Here is a 20,550-nt window from a genome sequence, read left to right as displayed (position 1 = left end):
CCACCCAGCCTTCGGTCAATCAGCCAGCCGCGACGTCTTCGTCCCAGCGGCGGAATGCGGCCACCAGAGCTTCCGGCTCAAGTGGCAACTCGATTGGATTGTTGGCAATCCAGTCGGCATATTCCGGACGGCCGAACTCCGCGATGATGTTCTGGCTTTCCTTCGGCGCCATTTCGATGGTGACTTCCTTCACCGCAGGGCCCGGATAAAAATAGCCGGCATCGTAGGAGTAGGCCTGCTGGTTGGGCTTGAGTGAGAACTTGATGAACTCCATCAACACCGCGATTTTTTCCTCTGACACGCCTTTGGGAATGGCGAAATAATGTGCATCGCAGACCCAGTGGAAGCCCTCCAGCTTGCTGACGCCCATCTCCTTCGGCACAACACCGAGCGCACGCGGATTGATATCCCAGCCGGTGGTCGTCACCGTCATGTCACGCGTGCCTTCGCCGAGCTCTTTCATCAGGGCGCCAGTGCCAGCGGGATAATATTCGATATTCTTATGCAGTTCCTTCAGATACGCCCAGGTCTTGTCCCAGCCCTTGACCGGATCTTTCGGATCGCTGTCGCCAAGCAGGTAAGGCAGACCCATCAGGAATGTGCGGCCCGGGCCAGAATTTGCCGGTCGGGCGTAGATGAACTTGTTTGGATTTTCCTTTGTCCAGGCCAGCAGTTCTTCAACGGTCTTTGGCGGTGTCTTAACCTTGTCGGGGTGATATTCGAGCAGGGGACCGGATGGATAATAGGACACTACAACGCCCTTGCCCTTCGACATTTCCTGCATGCGCCATGCCGGTTCGAGATAGATATCTTGAAGCTTCGGCAAGCCATTATCCGGCAGCGCAATAATGTCGGTCCATATATCATCGGCAAGTCCGGCGGAAAGCGCGTCCGGCCCGACGATTACCATGTCGATGTCGATCCGGTTGGCGCGCTGTTGCGCCTTGATCTTGCCCGGCAGTTCGGGTGCTGGTGCCTTGTTGAACGTGAAGCGCGAAACGAGCGCTTTTTGTTCAGAAGCAAAATTGTCGAAAATCGGCTGTGTCAGCGCGAGATTGCCAGCCGCGTCAATGACATTCAGTGCGACAGGCGATGATGGTAGCTTTGCCGATTGTGCCCATGCAGCACCTTTGGGCAACAAAAGTCCTGCGCCGGTTGCAAATCCAGCCCCCGCCATGAATGTGCGGCGTGAAATTCCTTTGGTCATGTTCTCCTCCACTTTTTTACTTGTCCGCACACACCGCTTCCTCCTGTCGGTACGTGCCAGCCTTCTAATTTTCAGACAATTGCATCGGTCTCCCAACCCGCAACGACCTTTTCGAGCGCTTTGCGGTCAGCCGTTTCAAGTTTAGGCAGGCCCGGTAGCCGCACATCACCGACGGCAAGGCCCTGAATTTGCAGTGCTTCCTTGACCACTGTGACGTTTGCACCATTGCGGTATTTGGTCCGCATGTTTTCAAAATCGGCAATGCTTTCAACAACGGTACGAGCACGGGCGTAATCGCCAGCTTCCAGCGCATTCCAAACAGCCAGTGAGCGTTCCGGTGCCACATTGACGAGACCGGATGTAAAGCCACGTCCGCCCAATGCGTAAAACGGTAGTGCCCAGCTTTCGGCGAGGCCACAAATCCAAGTTGCATCGGTTCCCTTGGTTGCGCGGCAGCATTCAAAGAACAACATCGTATTTTGCGATGCGAATTTCACACCCGCAACTTTCGGATGGGTTGCAAGCCGCACCATCTCATCCAACGGGATCAGATCGGAGCGGATATATGCAACGATCGGAAGGTCGGTGGCTTCTGCAATTTCGATAAAGTAATCGACCTGTGCATGAGGGGCAGCGAAGGGATCAAGTGGATGATGGATCATCACGCCATCCGCACCCTCAGCCTGCGCGGCTTTTAATACCTTGATTGCATCGCGGACCGAGCGTCCGGCTGCGGCCGTTACCGCAGCTTTGCCATCAACCGCTTTGACGGCGATTGCCTGCAGGCGGATCACTTCATCCACAGTCATGCTGTAGAACTCGCCGGTATTGCCGCCGGTGACGATGTTGTGCACGCCAGCTTTTGTGATACGTGCAACAATTTCGGTGGTTAGTGCGGCATCAATCTCGCCATCTGTGTTATAGGCAGTCGCATGCACGCCCGAGATGCCTCTCAACACCCCGCGGTATTCCGCTAAATTCATATTACCCTCCCAGGTACTGGTCAGAAGACCAGTTCGATATGTGTATCCCCCGCTTTCACGATATGCTCCCGCATCAATCGCTCGGCTAAATCCCCATTTCTAGCCGTGATAGCCAGCATGATCGCTTCATGTTCGCCGAATGACTGCCGGCGCACATCTTCGCGAGAAAGCACCGTCACCCGTGCTGCATGGTCATACATCCGCTGCGCATTTTGCAGCCGCCGCAGATATTCGCATCCTGATGCCTCGTGAATGGCATCATGAAATTTCTCATTGAGCTCGATCAGCGCATCCACATCACCGGATTCAACAGCGGCCCGCATTTCCTCAATGACTGCGCGAAGAAAGGCAAAAGCTTCTTCATCGCCATGTTTTGCAGCCTGACGCGCGATAATGCTTTCAAGCGCTGCACGCGCCAGCGTCATCTCTTCGGCTTGTCGCGCATTGAACGAAACAAACGTACCGCGTCGCGCTTCCGTGCGTACCAGCCCCTCACCCTCCAACTGGCGAAGCGCTTCTTTCAAAGGACTGGTGCTGATACCCAGATCAGCAGCCAACTGTCGCTCATTCAATCTGTCGCCGGACTTCAGCCGACCCGAAATGATCGCCTCCCGCAGATCGTCATGCACATGATCTCTGAGGCTCTTCACCTTGATGGGTGAGAATGGGGAAACACTATCACGCAAAGGCGCACCTGCTTTTCATCCGTATCTACCCCATGATTCTGAAGCATGAAATCTGATGTGTCAATATCTGATGTATCAGATATTGACTGAACTAATTTCAATCTTCATCTGTGACTTAACTATTAACGCAGCATGGGGTGGGTCACTTTCACGACGCATCAGGATCTGAAAGCACTCCTGTCAAAATGGTCCGATATTGATTTTCATTTCTCCGTGAAAATCAACATCCTTGGATTGGTAGGCCCATCGTTAGCTGGTTTAAATGGCTGTGACGGAGGGCGGTACAATATTACGGTTGTTTGCGCATAGTTATGCGCATATATTCTGGGCAACGAGGAACGTTTCTAATGCCGCAATCGCAACCTACCCGCACATTCAAACGCGCGGCCAATCTTTCAATCGATAGTGAGCTTCTTTCGGAAGCACGCCGCCATAATATCAATATTTCGCGCGCAGCCGAAATTGGCATTGCACAGGCGTTGGCTGCTGCCAAATCAGCACTTTGGAAAAAAGATAACCGTGCAGCGATACAAAGCTCAAATGCTTACATCGAAGCAAATGGCTTACCTCTCGACGATTATCGTCAGTTCTAATGGCGAGATATGACGTTTATTCCAATCCGGGTGGTGGCTATGTGCTCGACGTGCAGGCCGATCTACTGGATGAGCTTAAAACACGTATTGTCATCCCTCTCATTATCAAAACGCTGGCCCCCATCCCCGCCAAACGGCTTAATCCCAGTTTTGATATTGAAGGAGAGGAGTACGTCCTAGTCACACAGTTCATGGCCGCAATACCAGTATCAGTCTTTAAGACCCCAGTTACAAACCTTTCTGCATCGCATGACGAGATTGTGGCTGCGCGTGATATGGTATTTCATGGGTTCTGAACTCTACGGCTCGATTATTCCGTCTGTGCGACCACATCCCGGACCGATTGCCAGTCAAAACAGCGAGCAGAGCAAATCTCTCCGTCCCATTCAAATTCGTTACAGGCCACATACGGCAGGCTGTAACGTCGAAGTAGTCTTCATGTAGCAGACGTCGCAGAACGCTTTCGCGGACATCATGGGTTGTAAAGCTTCTCCGCTATTTCACGAACACCAACAGAGGCGCGCCGAAATATTGCGCCCCTGACGATAAAACTCGGCCTAGATGCTCGACCGTTACTGGGTCATCGCATCGACAGTTTTTACAAGTTCGGGAAGCCCATCGTCGGGGGTAAGATCACCCCGCATAACTTTGGCGATAACATCGCGTGCTGCCCGCCAGATGCGAACCGATGAACCAGTTGGATAGCCTTCCCAAGGTCGCGCTAATTCTATTTCCGATGCCACCGTTTTGAAGCGCGGCTCCTTTTCGTAAAATGGAGCAAGATATTCAGCACCGTCAGCCAGCTTGTTTGTCGGCAGATAACCCGTTGTTTCCACCACGATAGTCTGCCCTTTCGGGCCGGTAGCGAATTTCAGATATTCCCATGCAGCTTTCTGCACGGCTTCATCTTGCGAAAGAATGATCCCGGCTGCGCCACCAGTGGGAAAGCCACCATTCTCCTTGTCGTCGAGCGGCACTCTCATCGTGTTCAGTTTAAAGCGATCTCCAACCAGACCGATGATCTGTGCAAGACGCGCCGGAGTGTCTACAAAATAAGCCGTCTGGCCCGCGGCGAACTGCTGGCGCGCTTGTTCGAATTCCAGCAAGGTCTCGCCACCATCGGTCACCATACGGCGAAGAATTTTCAGGGCTGTCAGCCCCTTCTCATTGTTGAAACCGGCCTTTCCTGTTTCAGGATCAACGAGTTGTGTCCCTTCCTGACGCAAAATGGTCTGCCAGAGCCAGTCGTCGGGCCAGTCGTAGATTGTATAACCGATACCAGCCATTTTCGCGTCCGCGTCATGGATTTTTTTGGCGCGTGCCAGCAAATCGTCCCAACTGGATGGTACTTCCTTTGGGTCCAGACCAGCTTTCTCTACTGCGTTTTCGTTCACATAAATAATGGGAAGCGACGCATTGAAGGCCATTCCGTATTTGACGCCGTCAACGATGCCCAAGTTGAGCATCGACTGCGAATAATTCTCCGTTTTCCAGCTTTCCGGTTCAGCGTCCAGAAACGGTTTCAGGTCGGTAATCTGTTTGCGCCTGGACAATGTGCGCGCAAGTTCCGGCAGCAGATGGTAGCCCGGAAAATAGATGTCGGGCAACTGATTGGTCACGGCGAGCCGCTGCATCAGAAGGTGCCCTTCATCGTAATCCTTCGCTGGAGCCCGGAATTTTATTTTTATGTCTGGATGCTCTTTCATGAAGGCCTGTGCAATCGGATCGTGAAACTTTGCGAAGCCCGGCTGAGCATAAAGCACGTCCAGCGTTACGTCGGCGGCCAGCGTTGTTCCCGTCATCTGCATTGTCAAAACACCGGCAGCGATGAGTTTTGCTATGTGTTTCATTGGTTCCTCCCTGGATAAAACTCTTCTATTTATTGAGGCTTTTTATTTAACGCCGGTCATTGTGATGCCCTGAATGAAGCGTTTGCGAGCAATCAGGAAACAGATCACCAAAGGCGCAGTCAGCATGGTTGCTGCAGCCGTCAGTGCGCCGTAATTCGAACCGGTTTCGGCATCTGCAAAGAGCAGCATTCCAAGCGGTGGCGGTGCGAGCTGGTTGTCGGAGATCACGATGAGCGGCCAATAAAGATCGTTCCAATGCGCTACGATCGAAAAGACCGAGAAGGCCGCAATGGCGGGCATGGCGCTTGGCGTGACAATGCGCCAGATGATTTCCAGCTCTCCCATGCCATCCAGACGCGCGGCATTAATGATGTCATCGGGAAAACTCCTGAAGAATTGCCGGAACAGGAAGATCGCGAAGGCCGACAGGAAAAACGGCAGCATCATCGAGAAATAGGTATTCAACTGACCGACCCAGGCCAGAGCTATGTAAAGTGGAAGCGCCGGCACCTGTATGGGTATGGCCAATGCGAGCAGGATCAGAACGAAGAATACGTTGCGACATGTGAATTCCAGCTTGGCCAGTGCATAGGCGCAGGGAATGGCCACAATTAGCTGCACCAGAAGTATCCCGGCACAAACAATGACGCCATTCAAGGCAAAGCGAAGCAGAGGTGCGCTTTCCAGTGCAAAGCTGTAATTTTCGACGCCATAAAACTGCGTTGGCCATAATCGCAACTGCGCACTGAAGATCTCGTTCGGCGGCTTGATTGATGTCACAAGCATCCAGACGAACGGCATGAGAATGAAGATTGCACCGAGGATCAGAATTCCGTGGACCGTCAGAAACATCAGACCCTTTTTCAATCTCGTCGAATTTCGGACTGGCGGGTTGCCGATTGCAGCAGTTTCGTTGTGTTGCGCCATCAATAGTGGACCCTCCTATCGATGAAAAAGGTCTGGATACCGGAGAAAATCAGAATAAATGTCAGGAAGACCAGCGTCAGGGCAGCGGCGTAGGCAGTCGAGAAATACTGGAAACCTTCCAGATAAATCGCATAGAGGATCACATTGGTAGAATCCTGCGGACCGCCTCGCGTTATAGCAACCACAGTATCAAACACTTTGAAGGCGGTGATCGACGTCGTGATGAGGACGAACATAGTCGTCGGTCCGAGCATGGGCCAGGTTACGGTTAGAAACCTGTCGATCACGCCCGCTGCGCCGTCAATATCTGCGGCTTCATAGAGATCTTTGGGGATTGAAGAGAGCCCCGCCAGAAACAACACCATATTGAAACCGACAAGCTGCCAGATGCCGATGACCGCTAGCGTCGGCAGCGCATAAGAGGGATCGCTGAGAAAGTTCACCGGTTCGAAGCCCAGCGCAACGATAACTGCGTTGATAGGGCCGAGAGTAGGGTGGAGTAGAAATTTCCAAACCGACGCCATGGCGATAAGAGTCGCGGTGACTGGCAGGAAGAATATCACCTCATAGATCGCCCGACTCTGTTTTCTGCCATGAATGAGGAGTGCAAACAAAAGGCCGAGACCGACCGAACCAGGAACGACGATGGCTACGTAGATGAAGGTATTGAAAAGCGACCGTCGAAACGCATCGTCCTGCAAGGCGCTCGAAAAGTTCTTGAGGCCGACAAAATTCAACGCGAGGTCACCCAGTTGATAGTCGGTGAGGCTCAAAACGATCAGCATGATCAGAGGCACGATATGTAATAGCAGGAGCAGAAGCAACGCTGGCCCTGCAAGCCCGAGCCCTGTCAGTTTCTCGATGAAAACTCGTCTCCCGTTCCCCAAGGTAACGGCATTCTTAGACGATGGAGCCATGTTTCGGCCTCCCTGCCTCATCGCCCGATAAAAGCACAGGTGTTTTTTCCACCCGACGTCCATCAGGGCCGAAAATATGACAAAGAGCGGGATCGAAGGTGAGCCGCACGATGTCCCCTTCATGGATAGCGTTATGAGAAGAAGCCGCCCGTACGATAAAGCTGTTTGCGTCTGTGCCGGTCAGATCGAAATGGTAAAGAAATTCGGCCCCAAGATTCTCCATGCGGCGCAAACGCGCGTCGATGATCGACCGGTATGCGGATGTCCGCTCGTTCGTAAGCAAGCTGAGCGCCTCTGGCCTGATACCCAGGGTCACATTCTGGCCCTGGGCCAAATCAACGGCGATACCGAGGGATCTGCCCTGTATCTCCACGCGACCGCCTTGTCCGACGGTGGCAGCCATCGTGTTAATTGTCGGGCTTCCAATAAAACGGGCCACTTCCAGATTGGCGGGCCGCTCGTAAAGCTCAGACGGTGTTCCAAGCTGTTGTACCTTGCCGCCATCCATCATCGCGACGCGATCCGACATGGTCATGGCCTCGGTCTGATCATGGGTGACATAAATGAAAGTCGCCCGCATCCGCCTATGCAGTTCCGTCAGTTCGGTACGCATATGGACGCGCAGTTTTGCGTCCAAATTGGACAGCGGTTCATCCATGAGGAAGGCGCGCGGCTGACGAACCATTGCTCTGCCAAGGGCAACACGCTGGCGTTGCCCGCCCGAAAGCTGAGCGGGTTTTCGCCCAAGAAGAGCTTCTATTTTCAATTGCGCGGCGACGGCTTCGACCTGTTCGTCGATCCCGTGCATCAGCCTTTTACGCCGGAGTGACAGATATTTCAGAAGTGGAATTCGCTCGAAGAGACTCAGTTTTTCAACCGTTAGCGGAACGGCGATATTGTCGAAAACAGTCATATGTGGATAGAGCGCATAACTCTGAAAAACCATGGACACTTTGCGTTCGTGGGGACGCAAATGGTTGACAGGCGAACCATCCACGCAAATCGTGCCGGAGGTTTGCCTTTCCAGACCGGCAATAATGCGCACCAAGGTTGATTTCCCACAGCCGGAAGGGCCGACGAGTGTAAGAAACTCCCCGTCACGGATCGAAATATTGATGTCATCCAACACCCGAAAAGTGCCGAACGATTTGCTTATGTTTTGAATATCAACCTGGGACAAAAGCTCTCCTCCAGCATTCGTCGTCCGCCAATTTATCGCGGGGGGTAAACTTCGTGCACGACGTCGTCGATCCACATCATCGTCAATTCCGGCAGATGCACGCGTTCGAATGTAAAACCCGCATCCGAGAATTCATAACGCACCGCGCCAAGCTGCTTTTCACCGCCCAGCGGCGGCTGCATGTCGGGACCGACTGCGAACGCAGCCGACGGGCACCAGACGAACTGAACCCCGTCGAGAACAAAATCGTGCGAAAGATGAAGATGGCCACTGGCAATGAGATCAACGCCGAAACGCTTGACCAGATCCTGCAGTCGGCCACGTGGTTCACGCTTGACCGACCAATAACCATTATCGGCGTCATCCCAACTATTTATGAACAATGGCTGATGACAAAACCATGCGATGTGGCGGCCATTTGCATTATCCATCTGTTGTTCCAGCCAGTGAAACTGCTCTTCTTCGGCTGCGAGACCAGAACTAAGGATCATGGAATCAAAACCGATCAGACGCCAGTTTCCCTCGTCTTTCACCCAAAAATCCTTGCCAAACTGGCGGTTCCAGCGCTCCAGACGATGATTGTCAGTCGGCTGATGCACGCTTTTCGGTTCACCAACATCGTGATTTCCCGGAGCGACAAGCATCGGAGCCGGCAGATCCGCCATGATCTCGTGACAGAATACAAAATCATCATCGACATCCGCACCATCCACGCTGATGTCGCCGGAATGAATGATGAGATCCGGATTCTGACTGACAAGCCAGTCTCGCAAGGGTTGCCAGTTGCCCACGAAATGCGCCTTCCGGCGGCCAAGATGGGTATCTGAAATCTGTATGACGCGGGCCATTTTTTCGTTCCCCGGATTGTAAACTGATTAGATCAATTCACCGCATCGAATAAAAGCTTACAGTTGTTGGTGCAATCTTGCAAATGTAACACGGCGTTCAAGCCACCCTGTTTGCTTCACCGAGCAAATTATTGGCCGCAGATATCGCGACCGGCAATTCTGCTGCACCATGGGCGATGAACGATGCCCCACTGGCCATCAGAAGGGATGCGCGATCAGGCCTCGGATCTGCCGGATCGACAAATCCTATTGCCACAGCTCCTGCCGCTATAGCGGCTACTATTCCGTGCGAACTGTCATCGATCATCACGCAATGCTCCGGCCTGACCTGAAATTTCTCCGCGCAAAGCAGAACAAGGTCTGCAGCGGGCTTGGGCCTCGCCACCATTTGAGCGCTGAATACAGCCGGATAAAAATGCTCCCAGAGATCGAGCCTTCCCAAGCTTTTCTGCAAACGGTCCGGAGAACTGTTAGAGGCCACACATTTGGGGCGATTGATATTCGCAACCACCGCAGCCATGCCCGGCATTGACCTAAGCGAACGGCCGAATTCCCGGTAGAGGTTTTCGTGCCAGGCTTCAAAACGCGCATCAACGTCCGTCAAACCAAACTCTTCTTCGCATATCCTGCGAATTGCCGGTTCCGAATTGCCAGTGAACCTGACATGTGCCTCCCGCGCGTCAATAGATATTCCGGCTTCCTGTAGCATTTCGGCAAGCGTCCGGCTGGCGAGGGGTTCACTATCGATCAGCACGCCGTCGCAATCGAAAATGACCAGCGCAATATTCTCGAGCTCGTTCATCAAGCACATGCCGTTCATCGTCATCACCAGATCGCACCAAAATTGAGTCGCCAGGAGAAAGCTCGAAGCGGCGTCATCGTCTGGTTTACTCGTGGCATAGCCTTCTTCTCCCATTGGCTTTCGTTTGTTGCCTTCAATCTAGAAGGGCATTAATACAAGTGTCAATATTAATTTACATTTGTAATTTCCTATGCGATGTGAGTTGGAAGGGAAGAAGGCGACGCTATGCAGCCGATCATGCAAATATCTTTTCGAACAAGCAAAGCGCTGCTAATCAGGGATGGACAAACGTCGTCAAACCAGGACGCCGAACAGCGAATTTGCATGACGGGAAAATGAGGTTCAGACAATGAACGGGAAGCCGACGCAAAATTCTTCAGCCGTTCACGCTGACGAGCGAATGCAGATGCGTGTGGTCTGGCTGTACTTCATGGAAGGCCGCACTCAGGGAGAAATAGCCCAGGCACTTTCCACTAATCGATTGCGCATCAACAAGATCATTGCCGAAGCGCGCCGGTCGGGGCTGGTGACGATCACGCTGAACTCCCGACTGGCTTCGTGCGTCGAACTTGAACAGCAGCTTGTAGCCGACTTTTCTTTGCATCATGCGAGCATCGTACCCACGCCCGACAACGCCGATCTCGTGCCGGTTCTGATTGGGCAGGCAACGGCCGATTATCTCGTCACTCAATTGAACACCACCGGAGTATCGGGAATCGGTGTTGGCTGGGGCGCTACATTGCGTGAGATGGTGCGCCATATTCCAATGATGAAGCGCCCTGACCTCTCCGTGAATTCAGTGCTGGGTGGTTTAACGCACGGGATCGAAATTAATACATTCGACATTGCGAGCGATCTTGCACGCCAACTCAATGCCCAATGCGCTTATCTCGCAGCACCGATCTATGCTGGCAGTCCTCAGTCGCGGGACGCGATCGTGAGCCAGGATGTTTTCGAGGATGCCTTCGAGCAGATTCGAAAAAACGATATTATCATCGTCAGTATCGGAGACATGACCACACGTTCCCTGTTGGTACGCTACGGATTGCCGAGCGATGTCAAGCTGGCGGAGTTGATCGCAGCAGGTGCTTGCGGCGATATCATGGCGCAATTTATCGACAAGAACGGATCGCCGATCAATCACCCGATCAATCAGCGTGCTATAGCGCCTTCCTTCGATACATTGAAAAACGTGCCAACCGTCGTGTTCGCGTCGGGTGGTCTCAACAAGACAGAAGCAATTGCCGCAGCGTTGTTATCAGGCATGGGAAATGTCCTTGTATCTGATGAAGAGACCGCAAGGCTTGCCCGCCAGATCGCTCTTGAAAGAAGGTATTCGGCTTAAGAGCTACTCAGAAAGAATCCGACTTATGGCTGCCTCATAACAAGCATCACCCGATGCGAACACGATTCCTTTCGTGGGAGATGCATTCCCTTATTATGCTTGACACCCCCAATCTTACTGGAATTAATTTCTGTTAATATCGACAGCAAAAACTGTAATCAGGCGATATAAAAGCTCACTATGACTGCCAGTCAGAGGCTGTGCATTGCCATACGGTAGACCCAGAGCTCCCGAAATAATTGAGGATAGAAGATGACCTACATCTTGCTACCCCTTTAATATCAAAGATCGAATTACGTGCGTTATTGGAGCGGAACAAAAGCAGTTATGTATTTTACGTTAAAGCGTACGACGATTGCTCGCCAGCAGCCACAATAGATAGACGCCACCGAGCAGCCCCGTTGTCAAACCTATCGGCATTTTTACATTGAGCGGAAAATGCTGACTTACCAGATCAGCCCCTATGAGCAATGTCGCACCCATAAGCGCGCTCGCAACAAGCGGCACACCGGCTGCACGCGTCAGCCGCCGCACGAGTTGCGGGGCAGCAAGCGCGATAAAGGCTATCGGCCCAGCCGCAGCCGTTGCAATTGATGTCAGGCCAACAGCGGCTAAAACCATGATTAGCCGCGTCGATTCAGTTGCGACACCCAGCTGGCGTGCGGCATCGTCCCCCATTGCGATCAGATCTATCCGCTGGGCATGATAAATCGCAACCGGCAAAATCGCCGCAAAGCCGATGACGGCAGGCAACGCATGAGACCAGGTTCGGGTGTTCAGCGAGCCAGCAAGCCAGAGCTGTGCCGATGCCGCCTGATCAAGATCACCTGCGACAAGCATCACCGTATTTAAACCGGACAGAACCGCCCCCACACCAATGCCAACCAGGATAAGCCGATAACCACCCGTCGTTCGGCCTTTCATTGCGAGCAGAAACACGATCAGCGCTGTGCCGATACCGGATAAAACAGCAGCCAATGCAGTTTCAAATGGCCCGGAATTGAAGAGGATTATCTGGACGATAGCGCCCGTTGCCGCGCCCGTCGTAAATCCTATGATGTCGGGCGACCCAAGCGCATTGCGTGAGATGGATTGAAAGATCGACCCCGCCATACCCAGTGAAGCACCAACGAAAAGTGCAGTTATCAAACGAGGAAGGCGTACGCGAAAAATTATTCGGTCGGCCGTTGGATTGAGACCATGGCCCGTGACGCTTTTGAGAATATCATTGAGGGTAAAACTCATGCTGCCTGTACCCAGATGCATGACGCCCATGGCGCAGGCGAGCACAATCAGCAGAATACAAATAACCAGTGTTCTCATTCGCCATTGAACGGAAAATGAACCGAAACGCAGGACAGATCGACGTTGAGCACTCATAGTTTTGACAGCCGGAATCTGCGAACAACGAAAATGAAGAATGGTCCACCAAGCAGCATCGAAATGATGCCTGCCGCAACCTCTGAAGGTGCTGCGATCACGCGCCCGATAATATCTGCGCCGAGCAATAGAATGGCTGCGAACAGCGCTGAATAAGGCAAAATCCAGCGATAGTTTGGCCCAACCACAATCCGGGCGAGATGTGGAGCCACCAAACCCACAAATCCTATTGGCCCGGCACCCGCTGTTGCAGAGCCAGCAAGAAGCATGACAGACAGGCAGGAAAGGAGCCAGGTGCGATAGACATCCACGCCCAGTGCAGCACCCAGTTCTTTGCCCAGCGCGAGCGCGTTCAATCGTCCAGCAATCGAGAATGCTGCAATCAATCCGGCAGTGATCGAAACAGCAAGTACCGCAATGACATCATATCCTCTACCTTCGACAGAACCCGCCGACCAGTGACGAAACTGATCCAAAACAGATGTTGGCGCATTGATAATGAGAATGCCCGTAACAGAAGCCAGAACGACGGATATTCCGGCACCTGCCAGCACCAGACGAACGGGGTTCGTCCCAGCGCGCCTTTCCTGTCCCAGAAAGAAAACCGCCACCCCGGCAAGGCCCGCACCGGCAAAGGCAAACCAGACATATTGTGAAACACTTGTCAGATTAAACGCCACGATCCCAAGGATGACCGCAACCGCGGCCCCTGCATTGATGCCCAGCAATCCCGGCTCAGCCAGTGGGTTGCGGGTCACAGCCTGCATCACGGCACCTGCGACGCCCAGCGCCAACCCGACCAGAATGGCAATAATGGTACGCGGAACCCGCAATTCGCGGATGATCAGATGCTCATTATTTTGAAGGTCTGGCATCCAGAGCGCCTGCACGGTATCGGCAAACGAGATCGAACGCGAACCGAGCACCAAGCTTGCAAAGACGGCAAGCAACAGCACCACAAGCCCCGCAATCAGCCCCCAAAAGCGGCGTTTTCTCTCCGATACGCGAGAGAATCCACAAACTCTCTTTTGATGAAACAAGCTGGTGATCATTTACGGAAATGCGGGACGACCATATCGATCATCTGAATGCCCGAATAATAGTCGATGCGAAAGGATGTCGGCCCAAGCGAATAGACCTGGCTGCCTTTCACCGCATCCAGATTGGCAAGCACCGGGTCACTCAGAAATGAGTATACATCGCCATCCAACCCGCGCAGGAGAAACACACTCTTGCCCGTTACAGCAGCGGAAAGGTTCTCGTGCGAAATGAAATCAAAATCCGAACTGCGTGTGACTTGCTTTGTGAGAGCATCCGGCAAGCCAGCGACTTTAAACCCAAGCGCTTCCAGCAATTGTGCCTGTGCACTTGTTTGTTTGCCGATCGAGTAGCTGTTTCCAATATTATAACCGACAATCGTTACCGGATCGACAGGCGCTGTGATCTCCGCTGCAGCCTTCGCAGCATAATCATCAAAGCGCGCAACGCTTGCGACAACCTCATCCTCAAGACCTGTGGCCTTGCCGAGTTGCTTCGCAATATCCTGCCAGCTCTGATTGGAGTAATTGACCACCATGGTCGGGATGCCTTGTGCGACAAGCTCTGCATATTGGGGCAGAACGCTGTCCGCACCTGTCGCTGAAACCACAACCAGATCAGGCTCAGCTGCGATAATTGCCTCAATATCGAATTCCAGATTGGAGTAGAGAACCTCTACGCCACGCTCATCCGCCACCTTGGCCCATTGCGAGAAGAAGCCCTTTTCATCGGTCAAAGGACTTGTCGTGGTTGCCGCACTGGCGACCAGCGGCGCATTGATGGCCAACAGAATACCCGTCAGGCTCGGCGCAGTCGAAACAATCCGCAACGGCTTGGATTTGAGCGTCAGCGTGCCCGAATGATGTTCGATAGTTCGGGGCCATGCTGCATCTTCCGCAAGCGCCGATTTGAAGGGCACAACCAGCAACGCAAGCATTACCAGAAACTTGAGAACATTCTTACTAAGTGCCATAGCTGATACTTCGTTGCCGCGTTATGCAATAGGATGAGAAGGCGCATCATAAAACATGATCGCGCCACTCCATATTGCAGAACGCATTCTACAATGCAATACGAGGCAATGCAGAGTGACACGCCTACCCTGCCGACGACCCATTGAGGAGCCGCAATGACGCACCGCCTTCATGCTGAAGCCGTGACCCTGAAATACGACGAGAGAACGGTTGCAACCGATCTGTCGGTATCTATTCCGGATGCGTCATTCACCGTGATTGTCGGCCCGAATGCCTGTGGAAAATCTACCCTGCTCAGAGCATTGTCGCGATTGCTCAAGCCAAGTCAGGGGAAGATCATTCTCGACGGCGGCGATATCGCGAGTTTGCCTGCAAAAGAGACCGCCCGACGGCTGGGGTTGCTGCCGCAAAGCTCGACTGCACCGGAAGGTATTGCTGTTGCAGACCTGGTGGCGCGCGGCCGTTACCCACATCAGTCATTTTTGAGGCAATGGTCGGAAGCCGATGAACTGGCTGTGGCGCAAGCGATGGACGCCACCCGCATCACCGAATTGGCGGGAAGGCTTGTCGATGAACTCTCCGGTGGCCAGCGCCAGCGCGTATGGATTGCCCTCGTTCTGGCACAGGAAACACCAATCCTGCTGCTGGATGAGCCAACAACTTATCTCGATATTGCACACCAGATTGAGCTGCTTGATCTGCTTGCGAAGCTTAATAGACAAGGGCGAACAGTCGTCGCCGTACTCCATGAACTGAACCACGCCTGTCGTTATGCGACCCACCTGATTGCCATGCGGGAAGGCGCGATTATAGCGCAGGGAAAGCCGTCTGAAATCGTCACCGAACAACTGGTTAAAGACGCATTCGGGCTGTCTTCGATCATCATTCCGGACCCGGTTTCGGGGACGCCGCTGATCGTTCCCAAAAGCAGCGCCGCCCATATCGAGCCTGCGGAATAGCACGTACTCCACTCTGAAAACCGGACCCGACCTTCGGGATGCGCTCTAGCTCTTCGGCATTTCCAGTTTGGTATTGACGATGAGGCCACCTGTCGATTCATTGACAATGCAAGCTTCATGGAAAAGCGCACGACGTTCCTCATCCGTACGTAACTGGCCGAGATCGGCAACCGTTGTCATCACACAGACAATCTCTCCCTGGGCATCGAGCACAGGCGAAGCCTGACCCGTTACATTCGACAAAAGATGGCTGGTCATCTCGGACCAGCGATCCTCGCGCACCTTTTCAAGCAGGGCTTTGGACGGTGGCGTTCCGCGAAAATGCGCAGGCTGCACCTTGCGCGCTGCATCAACCGTGGCCTTTGGAAGATAGGACTGAAAAATATGGCCGCAGGCTGTATTGTCGATCGGTAAGGTATCTCCAAGTGCCAGCGGATTCACGGAAAAATAAGCGCTGCGATACCAGCGAACCAGTGTCGGCCCTCGGTCAGTCCAGATCGCCACACCTCCACTCATCGCATGACTTTGCGATAGAGCTTTCATGTGTTGTGCAGCAATTTCCACCGCATCGACCCGCCGAAGCGCACCGATGCCAATGCTCAGTGCCGTTGGGCCAAGATCATAAAAGCCACTGACAGGATCCTGCTTGGCAAGCCCTTCTTTTACAAGGCTTTGCAAATAGCGATGCGCTGTAGAGCCACCGGTTCCAGCACGTTTTGCGACCTCCCCCAAAGGTAGCTCATTCTCGGCATTGGCAAGAATCCTCAGAAATCGGGCGGCAATTGAAACAGACTGAATCGTGCCGGAACGTTTGTCGCTAACGACTTCCATTTCCTCACCTGTGGATTGATCCTGATCTTCCAATTGTCACGCCTCCCATAGATTCACCCCTTTCTTTAGCCCGATGGGTAAGTAAAGTCATGCCTTTCCAGATAGCTAAGCCGACAAAGTCCTCGTCGCACAATGCCGCGCAGGCCATCCCACCCCAGAACATGTTGCGATTTGGCAACATGCCCAACAAGCTTGCATTCATACTGTATTGCGGTATGCATTCCTTATTGCGGAATATTTCTGGCAAGCATAACAGAACATGACTTACACACTCATGTTTTGAGGCGAACCATGATTACCCGCTCCTCCCGCAGCTTTTTCTATGGCGTCAGCGCATTGACGCTAGCAGCGATTTCAAGCTCATCAGCCTTCGCGCAAAATGCGGATGCATCAGGAAGCTCCAAAGGACTGGTGCTCGACACACTCGTCATCACCGGCGAAAAAGTTGCGCGTGATATCAAGAACACCGCCTCATCCGTGACCGTGATTACGGCAAAGGAAGTCGACAAAGAAAAGACTGGTGACACCTCCGTATCGGAAGCTGTTCGCGGAACACCCAACGTTGTGTATACCGACACTGTTGGCGCACCGGTCATTCGTGGTCAGGACACGCAGGGACCAAACAATGGTGCGACAGCCTTTTTCTCGGGCACCGTCCCCCGCGCAACGATCAATCTTGATGGTCATTACTTGAACTATAACGAGTTCATCTTCGGCTCCACCTCGATCTGGGATCTCGACAGCATCGAGGTTTTCCGCGGGCCGCAGACCACATCTCAGGGCGCAAATGCGATTGCCGGTGCAATCGTGCTCAATACCAAAGACCCGACTTTTGAGCAGGAAGGCGCATATCAGGTCGAGATCGGCAGCTATAAATCCAAGCGCACTTCGATCATGCTGAATAGCCCGCTCTACAAGGATGAGCTCGCGGGCCGTCTGGCAATTGATTATTCGGGTCGCGACACCTTCATCGATTATGTCAATCCGGGCTTCTACTCTTCCGGCACCGATCAGGATTTCCAATCGCTGAACATTCGCTCGAAGCTGCTCTGGCAGCCTGCTGAAATCCCGGGTCTTGAGGCAAAGCTCACCTACTCGTTCAACAAGAGCAATCGCCCAACCTATGAAGCGGCCACGCCGTTTTACTATGATCTCGATTACAGTGGCGCCACCTTGCCGTCGTGGGATCAGCGTACTAATACCGGCATCCTGGATGTCAGCTACGAATTCGATAACGGCTTCAAACTCCACAACCAGACACAGTTCTCAGATTCAGCGGTCGAGCGCAGAGTCGGAATCGCGCATAATGGTGATGCCAATATCGACCAAACCAATATTTCGAATGAAACACGCCTCACTTTTGGAGATCAGGAGGATGTCCTGAGCGGTGTCGCCGGTGTTTATTTCGCCCATACGAAGACTGACGAGCTACTCGATATGGTGAACGCGGCCAACAAGGTCGCCGTCAACAACTATATCTCGACGTTTGACGATAAGAAAACGAATGTTGGCCTGTTTGGTGAGCTAAGCTGGCGTATGAATGAGCAATGGACATTGACTGGAGGCGCACGCTTCCAGCACGACACAATCCAACGCGATGGAGTCTCGGTCTATGCGCTCGACGCGATTAATTTCGATGAATCCTTCTCGGCCTTCTTGCCCAAAGTATCGCTGGCCTATGCTATCACCCCTGACCTTACAGTCGGTGGTCTTATCAGTCGCGGTTATAATCCCGGCGGTGTTTCGCTTTATATGAACACAGCCAACCCTGCGACGAGCAAATGGAACAAGTTCGATGAGGAAACTCTGTGGAACTACGAATTGTTCACCCGCGCGGAGTTCCTGGACAACAAGCTCGTTATAAACGGCAACGTGTTCTACATGGACTTCAAGAATGCCCAGTATAATATTCCGGTTGTCATTTCTCCCGGCATCACACAATCATATACGATCAACGCGGAAAATGCACATGCCTATGGGCTTGAACTCGGCGCCGATTATCAGATCCTCGATAATCTGACACTCAAGGCAGGGGCCGGCATCATGCGCACGAAAATCGATGAGATTTCGAGCAACCCAGATTATGCAGATAACGAGTTCGCCAAGTCACCGGGCTATATGCTGAATTTCGGTGCAAGTTGGAATGTAACCGAAAAACTCAATGTTTCCGGTGATGTGCGTTACATAGACAGTTACTATTCCGATGTCGCGAACACCCCATCCTACTGGATCGATGCTTACACAATCGCCAATGCGCGCGTGAGCTACAGCTTTAACGAAAAATTCCAGCTCTACGGATTTGTGAAGAATATCTTCAACGAACGTGTACCGACATCCAAGCAAGCAACGCGCGGTCTAAGCGGAGCAACGACACAGGCCAGCATGACAATGCCACGCACTTTCGGCATCGGCATCAAGGGCAGCTTCTGACCACTTACATCAATCAATCAAACCGCGAGCTTTCGGCTCGCGGTTTTCTGCTGAAAAACTGACCGGATTTTGTCATGACGCCTCGCAAAACGCTCCACATCGGCATGTCGCTCGCTCCCACCTGGCTTAGCAACGATGGCTGGCGCCACGACAATAGCGATATTGAAGGTGTCTTCGGCTCAGACTTTTACGTCGACATCGCGCGGCGCGCGGAGGCTGCAAAGCTCGACTTCGTGTTTCGTCCCGACAATCTGTTTCTCAATAGCCAGATCATGGAAACCACGCCCGGGTTTGCCAGTCTGGATGCGACTTTGCTGATGGCAACACTTGCGCGCGAAACGTCCAAAATCGGTCTGCTTACCACGATTTCGACCACCTTCATGCCGCCCTATGCGGTCGCACGGCAGGTTCTGTCATTGCATCACTTAAGCAAGGGGCGCGCGGGGTGGAACATCGTCACCGCCCTTGATGGCAATGTGAATTTCGGTCTCGATGAAATGCCGACATCTGACGAGCGCTATGCACGGGCAGCAGAGTTTACCGATGTCGTGCAAGCGCTCTGGCACAGCTTCCCCGGCGCCGCCCTCAAACGTGACCGAACCAGCGGCAACTATGCCGACACAGCACGTATCCAACCAATCAATCATGAGGGCGCTTCGTTTAAAGTCAAAGGCCCGCTCAATATTCCTTCACTGGAGAATGTTCCGATCCCGCTCGTTCAGGCGGGTGCTTCACCAGCCGGGCGCAATTTTGCAGCGTCAGTCGCCGATGCGATTTTCTCGGCAACGCCCGATATCGATGCGGCGATTAATCTTCGCAATGACCTGCGTTCTCTCGCACAATCTCACGGCCGGAATGCCGACGATGTGCGTCTGCTTCCGGGTCTCAGCCTCTATCTCGCACCAACGCGCAAAGCGGCGGAAGAGCTCTTTTCCTATACCCACGCGCGCGGCGACCGCACGCGCAAGATTGCCTATATTCGGGATATGACCGGCCTTGATCTAACCGACTGGCCGGAAGACCGCCTGATCCGCCCGTCTGACCTCCCTCCGCCACCAGAAAAAGTACGCAGCAAAACCCACGCGGGATTGTTGCAGCGCCTTTTGCAGAAAGAGACGCTTGGCCTTGAAGACCTCCTACGCCGGCCGGAAGTGATCAGCGCCGCCCATTGGCAGATCATCGGCACGGTCGATGACGCCGTAGAAACGATCCAGAAATGGTCTGATGCCGGTGCTATCGATGGTTTCATCACCGCCCCCGGTGGTTCAACCTCATCCATGCATCTCGCACTTGACGAGCTGATGCCAAGGTTGAGCGAAGTTGGCCTTCTCCGAACCGACTATACCGGCGACACCTTTGCCCATCACTTGAGCGAATAAACATTGCTGCTCAAGCGAAGCTGAAATCGAGACCGATATAGAGGTTGGGCGCGCTATATGTACTCCAGCTGATTGAGATCAGATCGACACCGCTCGCCTTGAACGTATATGAACCGCTGGTCCCCGCAATTGGGCGATGTGCTGATATCCAGTCAAGAACCGTAGCTTTGGAAGCCAGTGTCTAACCTTCAATCTTAGCAAAATCATCCCAGCTTAACACC

At 53.1% G+C, this 20,550-nt stretch carries 19 protein-coding genes and 1 pseudogene; 6 read left to right on the top strand and 14 right to left on the bottom strand.

Features of this window, described 5'->3' with window-relative positions; all coding sequences use genetic code 11:
* Positions 1-19: 19 nt before the first annotated feature.
* The 3 genes from F9K94_RS07485 to F9K94_RS07475 form a co-directional block, all read right to left on the bottom strand.
* Positions 20-1,177, bottom strand: a complete 1,158-nt coding sequence (locus F9K94_RS07485; RefSeq protein ID WP_235920608.1) for an extracellular solute-binding protein — start codon at positions 1,175-1,177, stop codon at positions 20-22.
* A gap of 101 nt (positions 1,178-1,278) precedes the next feature.
* Positions 1,279-2,190 (bottom strand): dihydrodipicolinate synthase family protein, encoded by a 912-nt coding sequence (locus tag F9K94_RS07480; protein ID WP_151644592.1) that lies wholly within the window; start codon positions 2,188-2,190, stop codon positions 1,279-1,281.
* Positions 2,191-2,210: 20 nt separating this feature from the next.
* Positions 2,211-2,819, bottom strand: coding sequence for a GntR family transcriptional regulator (locus F9K94_RS07475; RefSeq protein WP_151645327.1), 609 nt, complete (start codon positions 2,817-2,819; stop codon positions 2,211-2,213).
* A 404-nt stretch (positions 2,820-3,223) separates the two neighbouring features.
* Here F9K94_RS07475 and F9K94_RS07470 point away from each other — a divergent pair, with 404 nt between their 5' ends.
* Positions 3,224-3,469, top strand: coding sequence for a type II toxin-antitoxin system CcdA family antitoxin (locus F9K94_RS07470; protein WP_151644590.1), 246 nt, complete (start codon positions 3,224-3,226; stop codon positions 3,467-3,469).
* Positions 3,469-3,765, top strand: coding sequence for a CcdB family protein (locus F9K94_RS07465; protein WP_061348211.1), 297 nt, complete (start codon positions 3,469-3,471; stop codon positions 3,763-3,765). The genes F9K94_RS07470 and F9K94_RS07465 overlap by 1 nt, the downstream gene beginning before the upstream one ends.
* Before the next feature lie 276 nt (positions 3,766-4,041).
* Here the strand turns inward: F9K94_RS07465 and F9K94_RS07460 are convergent, their stop codons facing one another.
* The 6 genes from F9K94_RS07460 to F9K94_RS07435 all read right to left on the bottom strand — a co-directional run bounded on the left by F9K94_RS07460 (position 4,042) and on the right by F9K94_RS07435 (position 9,993).
* Positions 4,042-5,319, bottom strand: a complete 1,278-nt coding sequence (locus F9K94_RS07460) for an ABC transporter substrate-binding protein (RefSeq protein ID WP_151644588.1) — start codon at positions 5,317-5,319, stop codon at positions 4,042-4,044.
* Positions 5,320-5,361: 42 nt separating this feature from the next.
* Positions 5,362-6,171, bottom strand: coding sequence for a carbohydrate ABC transporter permease (locus tag F9K94_RS07455; RefSeq protein WP_192799488.1), 810 nt, complete (start codon positions 6,169-6,171; stop codon positions 5,362-5,364).
* 74 nt (positions 6,172-6,245) lie between these two features.
* On the bottom strand, positions 6,246-7,163 hold the full coding sequence (locus F9K94_RS07450; protein WP_151644584.1) for a carbohydrate ABC transporter permease: 918 nt from the start codon (positions 7,161-7,163) through the stop codon (positions 6,246-6,248).
* Positions 7,147-8,343 (bottom strand): ABC transporter ATP-binding protein, encoded by a 1,197-nt coding sequence (locus F9K94_RS07445; RefSeq protein ID WP_151644582.1) that lies wholly within the window; start codon positions 8,341-8,343, stop codon positions 7,147-7,149. The genes F9K94_RS07450 and F9K94_RS07445 overlap by 17 nt, the downstream gene beginning before the upstream one ends.
* 32 nt (positions 8,344-8,375) lie before the next feature.
* Positions 8,376-9,191: a metallophosphoesterase family protein gene (locus F9K94_RS07440; RefSeq protein WP_151644580.1), complete on the bottom strand. Its 816-nt coding sequence runs from the start codon at positions 9,189-9,191 to the stop codon at positions 8,376-8,378.
* Positions 9,192-9,288: 97 nt separating this feature from the next.
* A complete protein-coding gene (locus F9K94_RS07435; protein WP_235920584.1) occupies positions 9,289-9,993 on the bottom strand; it encodes an HAD family hydrolase in 705 nt (234 codons plus the stop codon).
* 349 nt (positions 9,994-10,342) lie between these two features.
* Here F9K94_RS07435 and F9K94_RS07430 point away from each other — a divergent pair, with 349 nt between their 5' ends.
* Positions 10,343-11,338: a sugar-binding transcriptional regulator gene (locus F9K94_RS07430; RefSeq protein WP_061348216.1), complete on the top strand. Its 996-nt coding sequence runs from the start codon at positions 10,343-10,345 to the stop codon at positions 11,336-11,338.
* A gap of 339 nt (positions 11,339-11,677) precedes the next feature.
* On the opposite strand, the gene F9K94_RS07425 is transcribed toward F9K94_RS07430, so the two are convergent.
* From F9K94_RS07425 to fepB, 3 genes are all read right to left on the bottom strand, one after another.
* On the bottom strand, positions 11,678-12,661 hold the full coding sequence (locus tag F9K94_RS07425; protein WP_151644578.1) for a FecCD family ABC transporter permease: 984 nt from the start codon (positions 12,659-12,661) through the stop codon (positions 11,678-11,680).
* 53 nt (positions 12,662-12,714) lie between these two features.
* Entirely contained in the window at positions 12,715-13,677 is a 963-nt protein-coding gene (locus F9K94_RS07420; RefSeq protein WP_151644576.1) for a FecCD family ABC transporter permease, read from the bottom strand.
* Positions 13,678-13,766: 89 nt separating this feature from the next.
* Positions 13,767-14,729, bottom strand: coding sequence for a Fe2+-enterobactin ABC transporter substrate-binding protein (fepB, locus tag F9K94_RS07415; RefSeq protein WP_151644574.1), 963 nt, complete (start codon positions 14,727-14,729; stop codon positions 13,767-13,769).
* A gap of 156 nt (positions 14,730-14,885) precedes the next feature.
* Here fepB and F9K94_RS07410 point away from each other — a divergent pair, with 156 nt between their 5' ends.
* On the top strand, positions 14,886-15,689 hold the full coding sequence (locus tag F9K94_RS07410; protein ID WP_151644571.1) for an ABC transporter ATP-binding protein: 804 nt from the start codon (positions 14,886-14,888) through the stop codon (positions 15,687-15,689).
* Between the two features lie 45 nt (positions 15,690-15,734).
* Here the strand turns inward: F9K94_RS07410 and F9K94_RS07405 are convergent, their stop codons facing one another.
* Entirely contained in the window at positions 15,735-16,520 is a 786-nt protein-coding gene (locus F9K94_RS07405) for an IclR family transcriptional regulator (RefSeq protein ID WP_151645323.1), read from the bottom strand.
* A gap of 291 nt (positions 16,521-16,811) precedes the next feature.
* Between F9K94_RS07405 and F9K94_RS07400 the strand changes: the two genes are divergently transcribed.
* Both F9K94_RS07400 and F9K94_RS07395 read left to right on the top strand, forming a co-directional pair.
* Positions 16,812-18,950: a TonB-dependent receptor gene (locus F9K94_RS07400; protein WP_151644569.1), complete on the top strand. Its 2,139-nt coding sequence runs from the start codon at positions 16,812-16,814 to the stop codon at positions 18,948-18,950.
* Positions 18,951-19,024: 74 nt separating this feature from the next.
* A complete protein-coding gene (locus F9K94_RS07395; RefSeq protein WP_151644567.1) occupies positions 19,025-20,329 on the top strand; it encodes an NtaA/DmoA family FMN-dependent monooxygenase in 1,305 nt (434 codons plus the stop codon).
* A 10-nt stretch (positions 20,330-20,339) separates the two neighbouring features.
* Here the strand turns inward: F9K94_RS07395 and F9K94_RS24930 are convergent.
* Positions 20,340-20,477: pseudogene (locus F9K94_RS24930) on the bottom strand (carboxylating nicotinate-nucleotide diphosphorylase); the annotation flags it as partial.
* Positions 20,478-20,550: the final 73 nt, after the last annotated feature.

It is taken from the genome of Brucella tritici (genome assembly GCF_008932285.1).
In the GTDB taxonomy this organism is placed as follows: Bacteria; Pseudomonadota; Alphaproteobacteria; order Rhizobiales; family Rhizobiaceae; genus Brucella; species Brucella tritici.
Note: the sequence above shows the minus strand (reverse complement) of the source record. Positions and strands in the feature narration are given on the sequence as shown.

What these genes read in the sequence shown, in the direction of transcription:
- F9K94_RS07470 (WP_151644590.1), top strand. Translation starts at nt 3,224, where the DNA reads ATGCCGCAATCGCAACCTACCCGCACATTCAAACGCGCGGCCAATCTT.
- F9K94_RS07400 (WP_151644569.1), top strand. Translation starts at nt 16,812, where the DNA reads ATGATTACCCGCTCCTCCCGCAGCTTTTTCTATGGCGTCAGCGCATTG.
- fepB (WP_151644574.1), bottom strand. Translation starts at nt 14,729, where the DNA reads ATGGCACTTAGTAAGAATGTTCTCAAGTTTCTGGTAATGCTTGCGTTG.
- F9K94_RS07450 (WP_151644584.1), bottom strand. Translation starts at nt 7,163, where the DNA reads ATGGCTCCATCGTCTAAGAATGCCGTTACCTTGGGGAACGGGAGACGA.
- F9K94_RS07430 (WP_061348216.1), top strand. Translation starts at nt 10,343, where the DNA reads ATGAACGGGAAGCCGACGCAAAATTCTTCAGCCGTTCACGCTGACGAG.
- F9K94_RS07435 (WP_235920584.1), bottom strand. Translation starts at nt 9,993, where the DNA reads ATGAACGAGCTCGAGAATATTGCGCTGGTCATTTTCGATTGCGACGGC.
- F9K94_RS07405 (WP_151645323.1), bottom strand. Translation starts at nt 16,520, where the DNA reads ATGGAAGTCGTTAGCGACAAACGTTCCGGCACGATTCAGTCTGTTTCA.
- F9K94_RS07395 (WP_151644567.1), top strand. Translation starts at nt 19,025, where the DNA reads ATGACGCCTCGCAAAACGCTCCACATCGGCATGTCGCTCGCTCCCACC.
- F9K94_RS07465 (WP_061348211.1), top strand. Translation starts at nt 3,469, where the DNA reads ATGGCGAGATATGACGTTTATTCCAATCCGGGTGGTGGCTATGTGCTC.
- F9K94_RS07440 (WP_151644580.1), bottom strand. Translation starts at nt 9,191, where the DNA reads ATGGCCCGCGTCATACAGATTTCAGATACCCATCTTGGCCGCCGGAAG.
- F9K94_RS07480 (WP_151644592.1), bottom strand. Translation starts at nt 2,190, where the DNA reads ATGAATTTAGCGGAATACCGCGGGGTGTTGAGAGGCATCTCGGGCGTG.
- F9K94_RS07425 (WP_151644578.1), bottom strand. Translation starts at nt 12,661, where the DNA reads ATGAGAACACTGGTTATTTGTATTCTGCTGATTGTGCTCGCCTGCGCC.
- F9K94_RS07485 (WP_235920608.1), bottom strand. Translation starts at nt 1,177, where the DNA reads ATGGCGGGGGCTGGATTTGCAACCGGCGCAGGACTTTTGTTGCCCAAA.
- F9K94_RS07410 (WP_151644571.1), top strand. Translation starts at nt 14,886, where the DNA reads ATGACGCACCGCCTTCATGCTGAAGCCGTGACCCTGAAATACGACGAG.
- F9K94_RS07460 (WP_151644588.1), bottom strand. Translation starts at nt 5,319, where the DNA reads ATGAAACACATAGCAAAACTCATCGCTGCCGGTGTTTTGACAATGCAG.
- F9K94_RS07455 (WP_192799488.1), bottom strand. Translation starts at nt 6,171, where the DNA reads ATGTTTCTGACGGTCCACGGAATTCTGATCCTCGGTGCAATCTTCATT.